The sequence below is a fragment of the Flaviaesturariibacter aridisoli genome, from assembly GCF_004343705.1.
GTDB lineage: Bacteria > Bacteroidota > Bacteroidia > Chitinophagales > Chitinophagaceae > Flavisolibacter > Flavisolibacter aridisoli.
The window spans coordinates 1-17751 of the sequence record NZ_SKFH01000011.1 but is presented as its reverse complement, the minus strand read 5'-3'; the positions used below and the strand labels follow the sequence as shown (position 1 = coordinate 17751).

The 17751-nt window shown below is 60.2% G+C and carries 21 protein-coding genes; 13 read left to right on the top strand and 8 right to left on the bottom strand.

What is annotated here, in order from left to right; genetic code table 11:
* Positions 1–136 precede the first annotated feature (136 nt).
* The 7 genes from E0486_RS08780 to E0486_RS08750 all read left to right on the top strand — a co-directional run bounded on the left by E0486_RS08780 (position 137) and on the right by E0486_RS08750 (position 4006).
* Positions 137–817 (top strand): hypothetical protein, encoded by a 681-nt coding sequence (locus E0486_RS08780; protein ID WP_131851790.1) that lies wholly within the window; start codon positions 137–139, stop codon positions 815–817.
* A gap of 347 nt (positions 818–1164) precedes the next feature.
* The gene (locus E0486_RS08775) at positions 1165–1629 is read left to right on the top strand and encodes a CPCC family cysteine-rich protein (RefSeq protein WP_165917255.1); all 465 of its coding nucleotides are present in this window, start codon (positions 1165–1167) and stop codon (positions 1627–1629) included.
* Positions 1626–1838 carry a DUF5694 domain-containing protein gene (locus E0486_RS08770; protein ID WP_131851788.1) on the top strand — a complete coding sequence of 71 codons (213 nt, stop codon included), beginning with the start codon at positions 1626–1628 and terminating at the stop codon, positions 1836–1838. The genes E0486_RS08775 and E0486_RS08770 overlap by 4 nt, the downstream gene beginning before the upstream one ends.
* 45 nt (positions 1839–1883) lie before the next feature.
* Positions 1884–2195, top strand: coding sequence for a DUF6984 family protein (locus tag E0486_RS08765; RefSeq protein ID WP_131851787.1), 312 nt, complete (start codon positions 1884–1886; stop codon positions 2193–2195).
* Between the two features lie 94 nt (positions 2196–2289).
* On the top strand, positions 2290–2610 hold the full coding sequence (locus E0486_RS08760) for an ArsR/SmtB family transcription factor (protein WP_131851786.1): 321 nt from the start codon (positions 2290–2292) through the stop codon (positions 2608–2610).
* 5 nt (positions 2611–2615) lie between these two features.
* Entirely contained in the window at positions 2616–3113 is a 498-nt protein-coding gene (locus E0486_RS08755; RefSeq protein ID WP_131851785.1) for an SRPBCC family protein, read from the top strand.
* Positions 3114–3142: 29 nt separating this feature from the next.
* The gene (locus tag E0486_RS08750) at positions 3143–4006 is read left to right on the top strand and encodes a hypothetical protein (RefSeq protein WP_131851784.1); all 864 of its coding nucleotides are present in this window, start codon (positions 3143–3145) and stop codon (positions 4004–4006) included.
* Positions 4007–4116: 110 nt separating this feature from the next.
* Here the strand turns inward: E0486_RS08750 and E0486_RS08745 are convergent, their stop codons facing one another.
* On the bottom strand, positions 4117–4653 hold the full coding sequence (locus tag E0486_RS08745) for a Riean_0653 family protein (RefSeq protein ID WP_131851783.1): 537 nt from the start codon (positions 4651–4653) through the stop codon (positions 4117–4119).
* An 83-nt stretch (positions 4654–4736) separates the two neighbouring features.
* Between E0486_RS08745 and E0486_RS08740 the strand changes: the two genes are divergently transcribed.
* Positions 4737–5840, top strand: coding sequence for a mandelate racemase/muconate lactonizing enzyme family protein (locus tag E0486_RS08740; protein WP_131851782.1), 1104 nt, complete (start codon positions 4737–4739; stop codon positions 5838–5840).
* A gap of 110 nt (positions 5841–5950) precedes the next feature.
* Here the strand turns inward: E0486_RS08740 and E0486_RS08735 are convergent, their stop codons facing one another.
* The gene (locus tag E0486_RS08735) at positions 5951–6550 is read right to left on the bottom strand and encodes a DNA-3-methyladenine glycosylase family protein (protein ID WP_131851781.1); all 600 of its coding nucleotides are present in this window, start codon (positions 6548–6550) and stop codon (positions 5951–5953) included.
* A gap of 25 nt (positions 6551–6575) precedes the next feature.
* On the opposite strand from E0486_RS08735, the gene mnmC2 reads away from it, so the two are divergent.
* The gene (gene mnmC2 / locus E0486_RS08730) at positions 6576–7244 is read left to right on the top strand and encodes a tRNA (5-methylaminomethyl-2-thiouridine)(34)-methyltransferase MnmC2 (protein WP_131851780.1); all 669 of its coding nucleotides are present in this window, start codon (positions 6576–6578) and stop codon (positions 7242–7244) included.
* 102 nt (positions 7245–7346) lie between these two features.
* On the opposite strand, the gene cysS is transcribed toward mnmC2, so the two are convergent.
* The 5 genes from cysS to rlmD all read right to left on the bottom strand — a co-directional run bounded on the left by cysS (position 7347) and on the right by rlmD (position 13653).
* Entirely contained in the window at positions 7347–8840 is a 1494-nt protein-coding gene (gene cysS, locus E0486_RS08725) for a cysteine--tRNA ligase (protein WP_207906221.1), read from the bottom strand.
* 273 nt (positions 8841–9113) lie between these two features.
* Positions 9114–10196 (bottom strand): endonuclease/exonuclease/phosphatase family protein, encoded by a 1083-nt coding sequence (locus tag E0486_RS08720; RefSeq protein ID WP_165917254.1) that lies wholly within the window; start codon positions 10194–10196, stop codon positions 9114–9116.
* 156 nt (positions 10197–10352) lie between these two features.
* Positions 10353–11279 (bottom strand): rhomboid family intramembrane serine protease, encoded by a 927-nt coding sequence (locus E0486_RS08715; protein ID WP_131851777.1) that lies wholly within the window; start codon positions 11277–11279, stop codon positions 10353–10355.
* Positions 11280–11473: 194 nt separating this feature from the next.
* Positions 11474–12118, bottom strand: a complete 645-nt coding sequence (locus E0486_RS08710; RefSeq protein WP_131851776.1) for a rhomboid family intramembrane serine protease — start codon at positions 12116–12118, stop codon at positions 11474–11476.
* Entirely contained in the window at positions 12115–13653 is a 1539-nt protein-coding gene (gene rlmD, locus E0486_RS08705; RefSeq protein ID WP_243697409.1) for a 23S rRNA (uracil(1939)-C(5))-methyltransferase RlmD, read from the bottom strand. Before rlmD ends, E0486_RS08710 begins: the two co-directional genes overlap by 4 nt.
* 122 nt (positions 13654–13775) lie before the next feature.
* On the opposite strand from rlmD, the gene E0486_RS08700 reads away from it, so the two are divergent.
* The 3 genes from E0486_RS08700 to E0486_RS08690 all read left to right on the top strand — a co-directional run bounded on the left by E0486_RS08700 (position 13776) and on the right by E0486_RS08690 (position 16495).
* Positions 13776–14792 (top strand): hypothetical protein, encoded by a 1017-nt coding sequence (locus E0486_RS08700; RefSeq protein WP_131851775.1) that lies wholly within the window; start codon positions 13776–13778, stop codon positions 14790–14792.
* Between the two features lie 62 nt (positions 14793–14854).
* Positions 14855–15811 carry a tetratricopeptide repeat protein gene (locus tag E0486_RS08695; RefSeq protein ID WP_131851774.1) on the top strand — a complete coding sequence of 319 codons (957 nt, stop codon included), beginning with the start codon at positions 14855–14857 and terminating at the stop codon, positions 15809–15811.
* 126 nt (positions 15812–15937) lie between these two features.
* On the top strand, positions 15938–16495 hold the full coding sequence (locus tag E0486_RS08690) for a dihydrofolate reductase family protein (protein ID WP_131851773.1): 558 nt from the start codon (positions 15938–15940) through the stop codon (positions 16493–16495).
* A gap of 15 nt (positions 16496–16510) precedes the next feature.
* On the opposite strand, the gene E0486_RS08685 is transcribed toward E0486_RS08690, so the two are convergent.
* Complete coding sequence (locus E0486_RS08685) at positions 16511–16822, bottom strand: hypothetical protein (RefSeq protein WP_131851772.1); 312 nt, start codon at positions 16820–16822, stop codon at positions 16511–16513.
* Between the two features lie 473 nt (positions 16823–17295).
* Here E0486_RS08685 and E0486_RS08680 point away from each other — a divergent pair, with 473 nt between their 5' ends.
* Positions 17296–17685, top strand: coding sequence for a VOC family protein (locus tag E0486_RS08680; protein ID WP_131851771.1), 390 nt, complete (start codon positions 17296–17298; stop codon positions 17683–17685).
* Positions 17686–17751: the final 66 nt, after the last annotated feature.

Below are 17751 nucleotides of genomic sequence, written 5' to 3'. Positions count from 1 at the left end.
GCGTCTTTTTGCGCTGAAGACACGCCTTTTCGTTCCCGACGGCGTATTTCCGTTAGCCGCTCGGCAAAAAAAGGCTGCGGCGCTTCTTTTTATACGGGAAAGCACTTAGCTTTAAGCATAACCAAAATGCTTGTGTATGAAAACGTACGATTGGCATTCGCTGGATGCCTTTAAGACCACCCTCAAATTTATGAACGACAACCGCAGCTACTGGTCGGACAACGAGCACGTAGTGGAATCGGTAGACTTCATCAACCCGCTGGTTCAGGAGCTGCTGCGCCGTGCCGACAAGCAGCAGGGTACGCAACCCGAAGCCTATACCGATGCCAAAGACGCCGCCTTGGGTATCATGTTGGGTCTCGGCTGGAAAGAGTGTAAGAAGCTGAAGATCTTTGCCCGTAAAACGGGCAAGCTGGTGTTGATGCAGGAGCTGTCGTTCAGCAAGACCTCTTTCGAATACGGCACCGAAGAGGAGCAGGCAGCCCGCTGCCGTATGGTAGCCGAGCGCGCTGACGCAAACCTCCCCGCCCTTGCTTCGTACAAGATCACCCGCGATTCCATTGACAAGCTCCGCGCCTCCATCGATGCGTTTGCGCCCCTGGAAACGGAGCGCGACAGCGTGATGGATATCCGTAAGCTGCTCACCGCCTCGATCGAAACCCTCATGCGCCGGGCACGGATTAAATTAAAAGAACTCGACGGCGAGATCGATGCCTTCTTCGACGAGGAGGAATACGAGGAATTTTACAACGGTTATTTCGAAGCCCGCCGCGTGTCGAAGCTAAAGCCACGGCAGCCGGAGAAAAAAGCAGAATGATGTACTTGTAGAAATACGGAAGCCCCCCGCCTGAAGCGGGGGCTTTTTTGTGGGCAAGTTTCCACTCGCAGGCAAACGCCCTGACCATGGAGGCCTGGGATGCTGCCTTTCCTCTGCCTGCAAGGCGCCTCTCGCCCCCTCGGGTATAAATGTCCATCGCACCCTGTAGTACGGCCTACGTGTTCGTTGGTAGAGAACCCGCCTCCGTGATCTCTGCGAAAACGCTCCCGTGCCCTCTGCGAGAAACCTTGCCCCGATTGAGGTGCCCGCCACATCTTTCAAAGTCCTATTTTCAGAGAGCCGCGTACGACCTTGCTGGTCGTACAGAGGTGTTCAATCAAACCATTATGGAAGACCGCTTCATTGATCTCCGGCGCTTTCATGCGCGCCGCGACTGGTACCGCAACGAAGTCGCCCTGCGGCAGCTCGACCTGGTCACCTGCCCCTGCTGCGGCTTTCCGACCCTGGGGCCCATCGAGCCGCAACCCATCTGCGACCTGTGTTTCTGGCAGGACGATGGACAGGACGACCCGGATGCCGGCTTTTACAGCGCGCCCAACGGGATGACGCTGGAGGAAGGGCGCCGCCGGGTGGAACGCGAGCTTGTTGAATGGTGCACCGAAAAAGGCGGCGACGTGCTCCTCGACCTGGACCGCTTTCTGCAGATCGCGGAGTATTACCGCGGGCGCCTCGAGATCCATTACCGCGAGGCGGGCGAGGCCGACCGCGACGACCCCGTGTGGAAAGGCATCAACGCACTGCGGGATGCCTGGCTCGCCGACCTGGTGGTGGAACGGACACCGCTTTTGTGAACCCGCGCTACATCGGGGCCGAGCTCACGTCGATCTTCAAGAACCGCGATTACAAGATCTACTCCAACATCGTTCGGGCACAATTGCAGACGGGCGCGAAGCGGGCCCTGCTGATCATCGGCGGGGCGCACATCGGTTCACTGACCGGCATCTTCCGCGACGATGAAGCGTTCCGGCTGGTAGATCCGAAAAAGTACCTGAAGCGCTAGCGCCGGCACCGGCCTTATCTTAGCGTTCCATCAATCCTTCGCCCCATGCCGCGCCCCCTGCGTCCTGAAGAACGGTCCCTCATCGAGCACCTGCTGACGAAAGTTCCCGGCGGGAAGAAATATACGATCCCCCAAACGGCCGGCTCGCTCGGCGAATACGGCCTGCAGCTGTCCGAGCGGGGCGAGCACGCCGAAGACCTCGTGGAAGCGGAGTTTGTCGACGAGGACCGCCGCGCGGTGTACCTCACGCTCACGGCCAACGAGCACGGCGAGCTCTTTGAGCTCGATATCTGGAAGGTCGACTTCAGCCCGCTGAAGCGCTACCCCGTGCCGGCGGAGTTGCAGTTTGACGCGTAGTCGCTCAGTTGCATTTTTCCCGGGCCTGCGCTGCCGAAAATAATGTCGCGCAACCAAAAGGTTGCCTATATTTGAACAACCAAATGGTTGCCTTATGCCCGAAGCCCGACGTGATGTTTTCCAGGCCATTGCCGACCCAACGCGCCGCGCCATCCTGGCGTTGCTTGCCGCGGGCGCGCTGACGCCGGCTGCTATGGCGGCCCATTTCGATAGCAGCCGCCAGGCAATTTCGAAGCACCTGGCGATCCTGTCGGAGTGCGGCCTGCTGCACACCAAGCCGAGCGGCCGTGAAGTATATTACCATTTCAACCCGAAAAAGCTGAAAGAAGTGGAGCGCTGGCTGCAACCCTTCCGCGCGCTCTGGGAAGGGCGCTTCAGCCAGCTGGACGAACTCCTGAAGAAACCCAAAAAATAAACAATATGCAAACAGAGATCACCCAGGACGGCGACCGCCGCCTCCACATCACGCGTCGTTTTGCAGCCGCTCCGGAAGCGGTCTGGAAGGCCTGGACCGAATCGGAGCTGCTCGAGCAATGGTGGGCGCCGCGCCCCTGGAAGGCGGTGACCGTGGCCATGGACTTTCGCCCCGGCGGCGCCTGGCGCTACTATATGGAAAGCCCCGAAGGCGCGCGCCACTACTGCCGCGTGGATTATGAGACCATTGTTGCCGGTGAAAGCTTCAGCGCGCGCGATGCCTTTACCGACGAGCACGGCCATGCGGCCGAGGCCTTTCCCAACATGCACTGGCAGAACCGCTTCAGCGCCGACGGCGACGGCACCCTGGTGACCATCGACATCGACTTCGCCACACCCGAGTCGCTGCAGCGGATCGTGGAGATGGGTTTCAAAGGCGGCTTCACGATGGCCCACGGCAACCTCGACGAACTGCTGGCGAAGCAAGCGGTAGCAGGTTCGTAGGACGTACCTTCGCCGCACAAACCATCCGCATGAGCCCGTTCCTTCGCATCCTGCTTGCTGTTCTGTTGCTGCCTGTCGCCGCTGCCGCGCAGGATGATACCCTGCTGTTCGTGGAGCCCGGCATCTCGCTCCGCTACAACCCGGCGCACTTCCAGGTGCTTCGCTATTATGGCCACCCGGGCGACAAAGCGAGCTACGACCTGCTGTACTCTGCCGATACTTCGCGGCGGGTGGAACTGCACATCGAGTCGAAGCGGCCAGACCGGCCGGGTTCGATGGCGCTGCTCGATAGCCTGCTGGGTATACAGGCCATGGAGATGAAGGACGACTCCGTGATCCGGATACTGGCGCGCGATACAGCGGCGCGGCACCTGGCCGGCTTTTCCTGCCTCCGCTTCGTAATGTTCAACCGCGACAATGGCGATACGGCTACGGCGCTCGTAGCGGCGCACCTGGGCGCAGACGACTACACGCTCGTTTATTACACGGCGAAAGGCGATCGCGGCGTTGCCGCCGATGATGCCGTGTTGGCTGCGCTTCTGGGTCGCTTTCAAAGCTATTCTGAGGAAGCGCTGGCAGCCGAAGCCACTGCCTTGCAAAAACGTTACACCGTGCTGCTCCGTCGCGACAGGGATTGTGCAGCCGACCCTATGGGCAAGGCGGCCTGGTGTGGCACCGTTACCGTGCAGCAGCCGCTGGCCCACCTCGTGGTCGGCGCCGAGGTCGGCACGAGCGTCCGGAACCTGTTTACCTCCACCGACGGCCGCAGCGTGCGGGTGCGCAGCAACAATCGTAAGAAAGGCCCCGTGAGCGAGCAAGGCGTGCTGGTTGTAGCGGCGCCCTCCGGCAACCGGGTCAAGCTGCCCTTTTCCATCCGCTTTACCAATCCGTAAAAAAAGAAACCCTCCAATCGGAGGGTTTTCTTTCCTGTAAACCGTAGAAGTACGGGTGGGAGGCGTTCTCCCCGAAAAAGTTGACCACTAACCATTAACCGGCCTCTTCCTTACTGGATGGTCAGGTCGAAGCGGCCTTCGGTCACGTCGAGCACCTCACCTCCGTTGCGGTCGGTTGCGCGGAAGGAGAAAGTGCCGGCAAGAACGTGCGCGTTCTTGTCCACCTTGGTAATGACCACCGTCCCGGTGGTTTGTGCATTGGTCATCCATTGGTGGGTGGGCGTAAGGGTACGCTCCACGAAATAGGCATAAGAGGCGGTATGGGCAGGGCGAAGCTCCGTAGTTTGATTGAGCGCATAGGTTCCGGGCCGGGTCACACCTTGGAGGTAGATCTCGAACTCGGTCTCGGTAGGGCTCTTGCTGATGTTGCGTGCGTTGATCACGTAGTTGTCGTTGCCGGCAAACGAGGCTTCGAGCAGGGGTGCGTGCGGCAGAATCCCTTTGCCTTGCGGCGCCCACAGCTCACCATTGACGCGGGCCCCGAACGTGTTAGAACCCGAATCGGTGGCCTCCGGCAGCTCGGTCACTTTTTTGCTGCAACTGGCCAGGGCGAGGACGGCCGCGCTCAGAACGATTAGGTTTTTCATGGTCGGATCGATAATTTGGCTCCAGTTAGCCAAAACCATGCGCAACTCGGCTTTCCACACTTTCTTTCACAAAACCTTATACCATGCCGGCCATCCGATCGATCTCCCTGCACCGTATGCTGGTGCCGCTTCGCGAGCCCTTTGTTATTTCGCTTGGTCCCATCGAAGCCGTTCAGAACCTCGCGGTGTGCCTGCAGGCCGACGACGGCCGGGAGGGCTGGGGCGAATGCAGTCCGTATATGACCATCAACGGCGAAAGCCTCGATACCTGCTTCGTGGTAGGACAGTATTTCGCCCGGATCCTGAAGGGCCGCGACTATACCGATATCGCGGGCGCAGTAGCGGCGATGGATGGGCTTATCTATGGCAACAGCTCGGTTAAAAGCGCCTTCGATATGGCCCTGCACGACCTCGCGGCGCAGGCAGCCGGGCAGCCGCTCTATGCCTTCCTGGGAGGGAAAAAGGGAAAGGTCCTGGAAACGGATATGACCGTGTCGATCGGCGCGCCCGAAAAGATGGCCGCCGACGCCGCACGGTTTGTGGCGCAAGGCTTTCCCGCCATTAAGGTGAAGCTCGGCCAGGAGCTGGAGCTGGATGTGGCCCGCATCCGGGCCATCCGGGAAGCGATCGGCCCCGACCATCCGCTGCGCACCGACGCTAACCAGGGGTGGCGCGACGCCGGCTATGCGCTTGGCGTGTTGCAGGCACTGGCCCCCTTCGGCATCGAGCACTGCGAAGAACCGATCCCGCGCTGGCAATTCCTCGACCTGCCGGCACTCTCGTTCGTCAGTCCCATCCCCATCATGGCGGATGAAAGTTGCGGCGACGAGCACGATGCGGAGCGGCTCATCCGCATAAAGGCCTGCCCGGAGTTCAACATCAAGCTTGGCAAGGCCGGCGGATTATACAAAGCCCTGAAGGTGGCCCGCATGGGCGCTGCTGCAGGGCTCAAGCTACAGGTCGGCGGGTTCATGGAAAGCCGGCTCGGTATGACGGCCGCTGCCCATTTCGCACTTTGCAACGATGCGATCCGCTACTGCGATTTCGACACGCCGCTGATGTTTACCGAAGACCCGATCGAAGGGGGGATCCACTATGCGGCCAAAGGTGTCATTGACGTGAACGACGCGCCCGGGCTGGGAGCGAAGCCGAAGAAGGAATGGCTGAGCGGAAGTTGGGTCTATTGATGACCGGTTAACCGGTTGATATTTTAATAAATTAATTGCCTGGATTGTGGTCGGCATGAATTGATGGGAAACCACCAATTAACCTATTAATCGATTAACCGGTCACCTGATTAACCGCCGTCCTTCCAATCCCACAAATGCCGGCAGGCATAGGTGCGGTAGGGTGCCCATTTGGCTGCAATGCCTTGCATCTTCAATTTGAATTCTTTCTTGTTGCTGTCATCCAGTTTGTAGAGCTTTTTCATGGCCACCTGGATGCCGTAGTCGTCGACGGCGAACACGTCTTCGCGGCCGAGGGTGAACATCAACAGCATTTCTACGGTCCAGCGGCCGACACCTTTGATCTGAGTGAGTAGTTCGATCACTTCTTCGTCGCTCATTTTGCGCAGCTTCTTTTCATCAATTTTCTGGTCGATGAAGAACTGCGCTACGTTGAGTACATACTGCGCCTTGGCGTTGCTGAGGCCGATGCCGCGCAGCTGCTCGAAGGGCGTGGCGGCGATCTGCGCGGGCTTCGGCTCTTTGCCGCCGTATAATTCCAGGAAGCGGTGAAAGAGCACTTTGGCCACCTTGGTGGAAAGCTGCTGGCTCATGATGGAGGCGCAGAGGCGCAGGCAAATGTTCTTGCGCGGCTCCAGCGCAACGGGATCCTGTGCGCGCAATACGGAGGCCAGCTTGCGGTCTTTGGAAAGATGGTCTATGTAGTCCATATCCGAAAGTAGCGAACTTCGCGGCATGGAGCGAAAGATCATCGTCACCAAAGACGGTTCGCAGACACTTGAATTCGCCGACAAGCGCGGCACGTATCATTCCCGCCACGGGGCGTTGGAAGAGTCGCGGCACGTGTTTCTTGAAGCCGGGTTCCAGTACGCCCTGGAGCGGTTCGGTGGGGCTCCGTTGTCGGTATTTGAGCTCGGCTTCGGCACCGGTCTTAATGCCCTGCTGACGGCCCTCGAAGCAGCGGCGCGGCAGCTGCCCGTGCAATACGTAACAGTAGAAGCGTTTCCCATACCGCCGGAAGAAGCGCTTGCTCTCAACTACGGCGCGCTGCTCGGCGCGCGCGAACTCTTTCTGCAACTGCACGCGGCGCCCTGGGCTATGGAGACAAAGCTGTCCGATTACTTCACCATACGCAAAGAAGAAAGCACCGTGGAGGAACTGCAACTGACCGGCTTATATCACCTGGTATATTACGATGCGTTCGCGCCTTCCTCGCAGCCCGAGCTGTGGACGTCCACGCGCTTCCGGCAGATGTACGAGCTGCTCCTGCCCGGTGGCGCGCTGGTGACCTATTGCTCCAAGACGGTCGTGCGCCGCGCCATGATGGAGGCGGGTTTTACCGTAACGAAGCCGCCCGGCCCCTGGGGAAAACGGGAGATGGTGCGGGCCATACGTCAGCCGTGAGCCGTCAGCCGTGAATGCTTATGCCAATAAAGAATAAAGGATGCCCTGGAGCATCCTTTATTCTTAAGTCGCAACGCGCGCTCACGGTTCACGGCTGACGGCTCACGATAGCGTCCAGCTCATACCGCCGTCTTTTTCATCCTTCAGCTGGATGCCGGCTTCGGCGAGCTGGTTGCGGATGCGGTCGGAGGTCTTCCAGTCTTTGCTGGCGCGGGCTTCCTTGCGCAGGTCGATCAGGATGTCGATCACGCTTTTGAGCTTTCCGGAGCCGGCTTCGTCTTCCGTCCGCAGGCCCAGGATATCTTCCACAAACAGCTTCAGCTTCTTTTGGAGCCACTGCAGCGTTTCGTAGCTGAGCGCCTCCAGCGGCAGCACCTTATCCTTGAAGGAGTTGAGCACCGGCACGAGCTCGAAGAGGTTGGCCAGCACGCGCGCCGTGTTAAAGTCGTCGTTCATGAAGTCGTCGAGCTCCACGAGCAGGTGGCGTACTTTCTTGTCCAGCTCGGCATCGGTGCCTTCGCCAATGACGGGCATCGGCAGCTGCTGAAACCATTGGTAGGGTTCCATCAGCCGCTTCAGTCCTTTCTCCGCTGCCTGCAGGGCCTCGTTGGAGAAATCGAGCGTGGAGCGGTAGTGCGTTTGCAGGATGAAGAAGCGCACGGTCATCGGCGCGTATGCTTTTTCGAGCTCGGGATGGTTACCGCTGAACAGCTCGGTGAGCTTGATCACGTTGTTGTAGCTCTTGCCCATCTTGCGCCCGTTGATGGTGATCATGTTGTTGTGCATCCAGTAGCGCACGGGCGGTATGTGGTTGCAGATGGTGCTCTGCGCGATCTCGCTTTCGTGGTGCGGGAACTGGAGGTCCATGCCGCCGCCGTGGATGTCGAACTGTGCGCCGAGGTACTTGGTGGCCATGGCGGAGCACTCGATGTGCCAGCCCGGGAAGCCTTCGCCCCAGGGGCTTTGCCAGCGCATGATATGCTCGGGCGGCGCCGACTTCCACAATGCGAAGTCTTCCTTGTTGCGTTTTTCATCCTGCCCTTCGAGTTCGCGCGTGGTGTTGAGCAGCTCGTCGAGCACGCGGCCCGACAGCTTGCCGTAATCGTGGCCGGCGGCGTATTTTTTTACATCGAAATACACGGAGCCATTCACCTCGTAGGCATAGTCCTGGCGGATGAGCTCCTGGATCATCCCGATCTGCTCCACGATATGGCCGGTGGCCGTCGGTTCGATCGAAGGCGGGATGGTGTTGAACTGCGCCATCGCCCAGTGAAACAGGTTGGTATATTTCTGCACCAACTCCATCGGCTCCAGCTTTTCGAGCACGGCCTTTTTGGAGATCTTGTCTTCGGCGGCGCGGCCTTCCTCTTCAAAGTGGCCGGCGTCGGTGATGTTGCGCACGTAGCGCACCTTATAGCCCAGGTGGGTGAGGTAGCGATACACCACGTCGAAGGTGATGTAGGGCCGGGCGTGGCCGAGGTGGCTCTCACCGCTGACGGTCGGTCCGCACACGTACATGCCTACGTGGCCGGGTGTGATGGACCTGAATTCTTCCTTTTCGCGTGTATACGAATTATAAACCTTGAGGGTGCTCATGATAATAAGAGGGGAAAATGATCAAATAAAAGAAAGTACCGGTCGCTCGGGATCAGCAACAACAACAGGCGGAGAAAGGGTACTTCGGGATCATTAGGGTCAAAGATAGGGGAAGTTCGTCAGGCGTGAGCCGTCGCCCGAGAGCGGATGAAATGGCCTGAGGAAGGTAACAACTTCATCGAAATTGCATCTGTCGCGGCATTTGAATGCAAGGAGAAGAGCGTTCTTCTTCTTCGCTCACGGCTCACGGCTGACGCCTGACGCCTCACGATTCTATCGCCGCCACTGCAGGTCGGCCACGAGCATGTAATGGTCGCTGAGGTCACGGGCCACGCGCTGGAACTGCAGCACTTCGAAGTCGGGGGTGGTGAAGATGTAGTCGATGCGCAGGGTGGGCGCGAGGGCGTTGAAGGTGCGGCCGACGCCGAAGCCTTTTTCCAAAAAGGCGTCGCGCAGCGGGCCGCGCACCGTATGGTAGGCGTAGGAGTTGGGCACGTCGTTGAGGTCGGCGGTGAAGACGAAGGGGTAGGAGCAGCGGTCGAGCTCGGCGCGCACGAGGTCGGCCTGCGTGCCGCGGATGGTGGTGGCGCGGTGCAACTTCGTCCAGATACTGCGCGAATTGGGCAGCAGGCTGTCTTCGTTGTTCTTGATCTTCTCGATGCGCTCGTAGTCTTCGGGGCGAAGCTTGTACGACTGCAGGTGGCTTGTATAAATACGGATGATCCGCTGGCCCAGAACGATGTTGCCCCAGATGAGCTTTTCCGGGGTGCCGGGGCTCGGGAAGGAAGTATAGCCGGTGTCGATGAGCGGGTAGCGCGAGAAGATGGCTTGCCCGTACCAGTTCTTAAAGCCCGCCCCGCGCGGGAAGTAACTGTAGCGGTAGCCGAGTTCCTTGCGCAGGTAGCCCAGGTTGTCGTAGAATTCTTCGCCGCTGGCCTGGATGAATTCCTGGAAGCAAAGCACGTCGGCGTTGGTGCGCCGCAACTGTTCCAGCATCTTGAGGCGCGTCTGGCTGCCCTCGTTGTTGTTGCGCCGCTGCTCGATGAAGCGGGCTACGTTCCACTGCACCACCCGCAGGGTGTGGGCGCCCTTTGGGGGCGCGTAGCCCGCGCGGGTGCTGCCCGCGCCGCTGAGGGCGAAGAACACGAAAATGCTTTTACAGCCCAGCACCAGCGCGCCGAGTGAGATCAGCGAATAGCGCGGCTTGATGATCAGCGAAAAGAAAAAGAAGAGGATGAGCGTAACCAGTGTGGCGGCGAAGCCGAGGCCCAGCACGGCGAAAAACCACCAGCGTGCCGGGTGCAGGTAAGAGGCCAGGCAAGACAGCAGGAACAGAACTACCACGGCGATATTCATCCCGAGATAGAACCGCCGTACGAATCGACGCGCCTTGCCTGCCATGAGCGCAAATTACAGGAGAATCTCAGATTCCGGATTTCGGATTTCAGATTCAGTTGGCCGGTATGTGGATCCGGAATTCTAAATCTGAGATCCGAGATCTGAGATCTGAAATTACTGGTTGTCGCTGCTCGCTTTTTTGAGGATCTCGCGTTCTTCCTCCGTGAGGCTTTTGAAGCCTTTCTGGTTGATCTTGTCGAGGATCTCGTCCACGCGCTGCTGGGTGAGGTTGGAAGACTTCTTAAAGGGCGGCACGGAGGCCTTGTAAAAGAGCTGGTCTTTCGGCGAAGGGCTCTTGCCCGGCCGTTCGGGGTTGAACAGGTTCGTCCACCAGTCCCAGAGGCGGTTCAGCGGGCTGGACCAGTCGCGGCCGCGGTTGTGCTGCACCTGGAACAGGAAGCCGAGGCCGGCGCCGGCGAGGTGGGCGATGTGCTCGCCCGGGTTGCTGAAGGGGATCATCGCCAGCGTGACCACGGCATAGAGCAGCGTGATGACCCACAGCGGGATGCCGCCGTTGAGCATCGGGAAGATGCGGTAGTCGGGGGCCAGCACGGTGGTGGCAATGGCGATGGCCATCACGCCGGCGCCGGCGCCCCAGAGCTGTGCCACGGCGGCATCGGGGCGGAGACCGGGAATGAGGTTATAGGCGGCAAGGAACGCCACCGCGCCGGCGAGGGAGCCGTACAGGAACAGCGGGATCAGCAGGCGGTAGCCCGTAAGTTCCTGGTAGATGTAGCCGAAGGCCCAGAGCCAGAGCAGGTTGCCGATGACCGGGAATACACCGTCGTGCACGAAGGGATGCGTGAGCACCGTCCAGGGCCGCGTGAGCAGCTTCGACAGGTCGGCCGGCATACTGATCCAGGGAAACACCTCGGTGTGGTAGCGCGCCGATCCTTCCTTGTAAAAGCTGAAGGTGTAAATGACCTGGATGAATGCGAATACCACGAACACGATGAGCAGCAGCGCAATGAGGTTCATCAGGGCGTTGCCATCCGATCCGATGGAAAGCTTCTTGCGGTTTTGCTGAGGATAGTAAGCCATATCGGTACAAAGTTAGGTGTGGGACGAGGCTTTGATCCGCCGGGGCGGGTCATTGCGATCGAAGCGAAGCAAACTCCTCAACCTGAAATCATTTCCCGCTCCGCCACCATTTCAATTGAAATTTTCTGAAGCGTGAAAACTGCTTGCGTAACGGGGGAGTTTGCCTCGCTTCGCTCGCAATGGCGGCTTAGCCGTCAGTACAGTCGCCGGCGATTGGTCTTCTGCCAAATCAATACAATTATAAAGCCAGTGAGGGCGCCGCCGAGGTGCGCAAAGTGGGCGATACCGTCGCCGGCCGAAGGGCTGAAACCGCCGAAGAGATCGATGGCGATATAGCCGGCGGCGATCCACTTCAGTTTGACCGGGATGGGGATGAACATGATGTGCATTTCCGTGTTCGGAAAGAGGTACGCGCAGGCGGCGAAAACACCCATCACCGCGCCCGACGCACCGATGGCGGGCACGCCGTTGCCCTGGACGTATTGCACTACCAGGTGTATGATCGCGGCGCCCAATCCGCACAACAGGTAAAAATTGAGGAAGCGCTTCGGTCCCCACACCATTTCGAGCATCTTGCCAAAGGTCCACAGCGCGAACATGTTGAAAAGGATGTGTCCGAAATCCCAGTGGGTGAACATGTGCGTCACCAGCTGGTATACTTCGAAGCCGGCACCGAAGGGAAAGAGGGCCAGCTTCCCCGTCAGCGAGAACGGGATCGGGGCGGTGCGTCCGTACGAGTCGCCGAGCTGCTGGAGCAGGAAAACGACCGCGTTGGTGATGAGGAGTCCGCGCACCACCGGCGGCATCTGGTTGGGGCGGTAATATTCGAATCGGCTCATGAGGAACGGCGTTTCAGTTGCACCACGTTCTCGATGTGGTGGGTGTGGGGAAACATATCGACGGGGCGCACGCGCGTCACGGCGTACTTGGCGTCGAGCAGGGCCAGGTCGCGGGCCTGCGTGGCGGGGTTGCAGCTGACATACACCACCGTAGGTGCTTCCATCTCGAGGATCTTGTGCACGAGTTTTTCGTGCATGCCGGCGCGCGGCGGGTCGGTGATGAGCACATCGGGGCGGCCATGTTCGGCAAAGAAGGCGTCGTTGCACACCTCGATCACGTCGCCGGCGGTGAAGAAGCTGTGGCCGATGTTGTTGAGCGCCGCATTCTCCTTCGCGTCGGCAATGGCGGCTTCGATCAGCTCCACGCCCACGATCTTTTTGGCGCCGCGGCTGCAGAAAATACCGATGGAGCCCGTGCCGCAATAGAGGTCGTACAGTACCTGCGATCCGTCCAGCTCGGCAAACTCGCGCGTAACGCGGTAGAGGTGCTCGGCCTGCTTCGTGTTGGTCTGGAAAAAGCTTTTCGGCCCGATCTTGAAACGAAAGTCTTCCAGCTGCTCGATGGCGAAGCCCTTGCCGGTATACACCTGTGGGTCGAGGTCGTGGAGCGAGTCGTTCCACTTCAGGTTGACGGTATAGAGCAGCGTGCTGATTTCGGGAAAAGTCGCCTTCATGTATTCGAGCACCGGCTTCCGCTCGCGCGGGTTGTCGTTGCCGAAAACGAGGTTCACCATCAGCTCGCCCGTGGTACAGAGGCGCACCTGCATGGTGCGGAGGGCACCCACGTGGGCGCGGATATCGTAAAACGAAATGCCGTTGGCGCGGGCGAAGTCGCGCACGCCGTTGCGGATGCGGTTGGTCACGTCTTCCTGCAGCCAGCACTTCTCGATGGCCACGACTTTTTCAAAGAAGCCACGGGCATGGAAGCCGGCCGCGCCGGGCTGCGGGTCGTCGTAGGATTCGCCGGCAGGAGGGAGGGCACTCCCCGCTACGGACCCATCCCCTGACCCCTTTCCTAAGGGAAGGGGAACAGATTCGGAGCCAACTCCTCCTTCTTCCAGGGAAGGAGGTCGGGAGGAAGGGTCGCGCGGCTCGGGTTTGCCCGGCGTAAACTCCTTCGTCGAAAACGTGTATTCCAGCTTATTGCGGTAAAAGCGGTATTCCGGCGCGCCCAGGATCGGCTCGAAGGGCGGTAGCTGCACCTTGCCGATGCGGGTCAGGTTGTCGAACACCTGCTGCTGCTTGTATTGGAGCTGCTTTTCGTAGGGCAGCATCTGCCACTGGCAGCCGCCGCACACGCCGAAGTGCTGGCAAAAGGGCGTCACGCGCTCTTCGGCATATTTATGAAAGTGAATGGCATGGCCTTCGGCCCAGTCCTTCTTACTCTTGCCAAGCCGCACGTCGACCACGTCGCCGGGCACGGCGCCTTCGATAAAGATCACTTTTCCATCCTGGCGCGCCAGCGACTTGCCCTCGGCGGCATAAGCCTCCACGGTAATGCCTTCGAGGATGCGTGGTTTTTGTTTTCTTCTCACGCGTCAAAAGTACGAGCGAAGGGAAGTTTGTCGTTTGTAGTTTGAAGTTTGTGGTTCGCTTTAACAGTTATTCGACGGCTTTCTCCTTTTTCAATTAATTTGGAACCATCCAAACCCACCGCATGAAATCGTTTCTTTCCACCCTGCTGTTGTTCGCTGCATTCGTGGCCGGCGCGCAGCACACCGACTATTTCACGATCGGTCTTCCCGAAAAAGTGCAGCCTGTTTCCGGCGCCCGCTACGGGCGTGTCCGCTTGCTGGATGCACGCTATGACAGCAGCAGCCTGGGGGTGGTGCAGACCGGCGCTTTCAACCGCCTTGCTTCCGTGGTGCCCAAACCGGCGCTGGAAGTGCAACTGCAAGGCCTGGTGGAGGCGCAGGGTGGCCGCAATGCGCCGGGCACACTGCTGTTCCAGTTGCGGGATTTCCGTTTCGCCGAGCTCACGACTTCTTTTCGCGAGCAAGGCTGGTGCTACCTGCGTGCCAACCTCTATGCCGAAGCCGGTGCCGGTCGCTATGCATTGCTCGGCACGCTCGACAGCATGATCCACATCAGCGCCCTGGATGTTACCCGCGGCCTTTACCGGCGCGCGTCCGACCTGCTGGCCGACTTCCTGCAGGCGCACCTGGTACAGGCCGCTGCCGATACGGCCTTACTGACCTACGACCAGGTGCTGCACCTCGACTCGATCGAGAAACAGCGCCTCCCGCTGTACGGCACGGATCACTACCGCGAGGGCTTGTATTATTCGTATGCCGCCCTGGCCGCGCAAACGCCCGACATCGCCGAGCCGCTCCCGCAATTCTCGAAAAAGGGCTCGTTGAAAGAAGTGAAGATCTACATGGGCGAGGGGCAGGAGGTCATTCCGCCGCAGGATTTCTACGCGCTGGTGCACGACGGGCGCATCTGGGTGGCGACCGAATTCGGCTACAGCCCGCTCCGCAAGGAGGGCAACGACTTCTTTTTCAACGGGCGGCTGCGCAAAACGGTTCCGACGGGGAAAGCCATTGCCTTTGGCGTCGCCTTCGGACTTGTCGGGGCACTCATGGTTGCGGATGGCGAGCTGCAAGAAAGCCTCCTGCGGATCGATCATATCAACGGCGGCTTTCTCCCGGTTGCGGCTCCTGCCGGCCGCTGAGCGCCGCTTTAAATGCACCCTTTCCCTGAATTATTTTCGCGCACCCCATACCTGCACATCAAATGAAGAAACTGCTGCTTCCCTTTGCCTTCCTGGCCGCCGCCCTGCCGGCCGCCGCCTGTATCAACGGCGAAACCCGCGAGCCGAAAGACGGTACCCTGCTCTTTGCCGACCGCGGTGGCGAGTCGCGCGTGCCGAGGGGCCACGACTTTGAAAAGATCGACTACGCCGCCACCACCGCACGCCTCGAGCAGGGCTGGCGCCGCACCGGCGATGCCGCCTACCGCTCCGATATGGGCGTGCTGCTCATCCTGCAAAAGAAATACACCGAGGCCCGCGACCTCTACCTCGACCTCGAGCGCCGCAAGCCGGGCCGCTACTCCACCGCGTCCAACCTGGGTACGGTATACGAGCTGCTGGGAAAGAACGATTCCGCCCTCCTCTGGATCCGCCGCGCCGTGGCCATCGACCCGAAGTCGCATCGGGGCTCGGAGTGGATCCACGTGAATATCCTCGAAGCAAAAGCCGCCGGCAACGCCAACCCCTCCACCTCCGATCTGCTCGACGCTGACCTGGGGCGCGACGCGAAGCCGCGCTGGACAGCTGCCGGCCGCAGCCCCTGGACGCTGGACGAGGCCATCTTTTACCAGCTTAATGAACGGATGTCGTTCCTCGCGCCGCCCGATCCCGTCATCGGGCGCCTGCTGTTTGAGCTGGGCAACCTGCGCTGGCTGCAGCACGATCCTACCAGCGTGGGCGCGCTCTATGGCGCTGCCCGCCGCTACGGCTTCACCGACACGCTCCTGCTGCGCCGCGCGCAAACGCTCAGCGACTCGCTGGTTGCTGCCGGCAAGACCGACGCCGCACTGCAGCAACTGGTAAAAGACGCGCGTCCTGCACCCACCGTAATGGCCGCCACGAAGCCCGCGCCTTCTAATACACTCTACTGGTCGCTGGCCGGCATATTCGTATTTCTCGGCGCTTTTGTATGGCTGCTGGCCCGCCGCCGCCGCCGCTAACGAGGCGCCCTTGATCCCTGAGCCGCGCGGGCCCCGGGGGGGGCGTTGCAAAATGCCCCCACTTTGCCGCAGGCGCCCCGCTTCCGAACGCCCCGAATGCCTAGGTTTGTGGCAAAGCAAAAAACGATGCGCCGACTCCATTTGCAAATGCAGGTAACCGCCGACGGCTTCGTAGCGGGCCCCAACGGGGAACTGGACTGGATGACCTTTGCCTGGGACGATGCCCTGAAGCAGTATGTAACCGCGCTTACCGATTCCATCGATACCATCCTCCTCGGTCGCAAGATGGCCGGAGGCTTTATCCCGTATTGGGCCGGCGTGGCCGACGATGCCGCCCACCCCGAGCAGGGCGTGGGCCGGTTGTTTTCGGAGCTGCCCAAGGTGGTATTCAGCAAAACAATGACGGAAAGTCCCTGGCCGCGCAGTACGATCGCCGGCGACCTGGCCGGAGAAGTAGCGCGGCTCAAGGCGCTGGAGGGTAAGGACCTGATCGTTTACGGCGGCGCCTCCTTCGTATCGGCGCTGATCGATGCGGGCCTCATCGACGAACTGCATCTCTTTGTCAACCCCACGGCCATCGGAGACGGGCTGTCCATCTTCAGCGGCCGCACCCGCCTGAAGCTGCTCGGCGCCACGCCCTTCGATTGCGGCATTGTGCTGCTGCGGTATGCGCCGGAGCGGTAACGTGATACCGGCTTTCTATTGGCTATCCAGCAGCCGCATCAATTCCTCCATATTGTCTTTGAGGGCACCGGAGGCCTCGTCGAAGAGGTCGTCCTTGCCCTTCTTGGAAGCCTTCGGGTCGTTGGATTTCTTTACGGTGGCGCGGATGGGATCGAGCGCATCAAAGAAGGGGGCGATCACCGGCTCGTACTGCGGCTGCGCCTCGAGGGTTTGCAGCAGGTCTTCGTAGGCGTCGAGGATGCCGTAGATCTCCTTCACATTGTCGGCATTGTGGCGCCGCGGCGTGCGGTCGAACAGGTCTTGCAGGGTTTGGCGGGCTTCGGTCATGGTGATCGGGTTGAGTAGGGCTAAGATACGCGGCGGCCCGTCAGCATTTCCATTGCGCACTGTATACTTGCAGTGCTAATCTGAACGCCCGTGCGCATCCCCGAAGCCGACCACAACCCGCAATGGTCGGCGGTGGAAGCGTTGGTGCGTGCGTTGAAGCGCGCAGGGGAGTTGCCGGTTACCGGACTTCCGTTTGTCGTTTCAGGAAGGTGCAGGGAGGCGCGGTTTGCAACGCCGAGAAAGGGAGACAATCATGGGGGCGCAGAGCTATTGCCGCGCGGTCAGAGCGCGCGGCGTTCGGCTCTTCTGCCGGCTATAATGGTACAGGCACCGGCGCTCCTGCCCGTCGTAGTTCGAGCGTCCTGCTGCGCAGGACATGCGCGAAGGCAGTCCTATAGTTGGGGGCTGGTCATGACAAGGATTGCGTAGCGCTGTGCCTCTGGAATCCCGATCTTCACACCTAAACTCCCGCTATGACCTTTGCCTATACCATCCTCTATGTGCCCGCCGTGGAAGCCGCCCTCGCCTTCTATGAAAAGGCCTTCGGATGCACCCGCCGCTTTATTGCGCCCGACAGCTCTTACGGCGAGCTCGACACCGGCGGCACTACGCTTTCGTTTGCCTCGCTGGCGCTCGCCGCGTCCAACCTCGAAGGCGGCTTCCAGGCGCCCGACGCGTCGGGGAGGCCCTTCGGTTTCGAGATCGGCTTTGCTACCACCGACGTTGCCGCCGCCGTCGACGCCGCCCTCCGGGCCGGCGCTACGCTGGCCGCACCGGTCAAGACCAAACCCTGGGGACAAGTAGTAGCCTACGTGCGCGACCCGAATGGCTTCCTGGTGGAGTTGTGTACGCCGATGGGTTAGAACAGTTTATAGTTTGGGGTTTGTAGTTTGTAGTTGCCTACCCCTGTAGCACGAAAAAGCCACCCG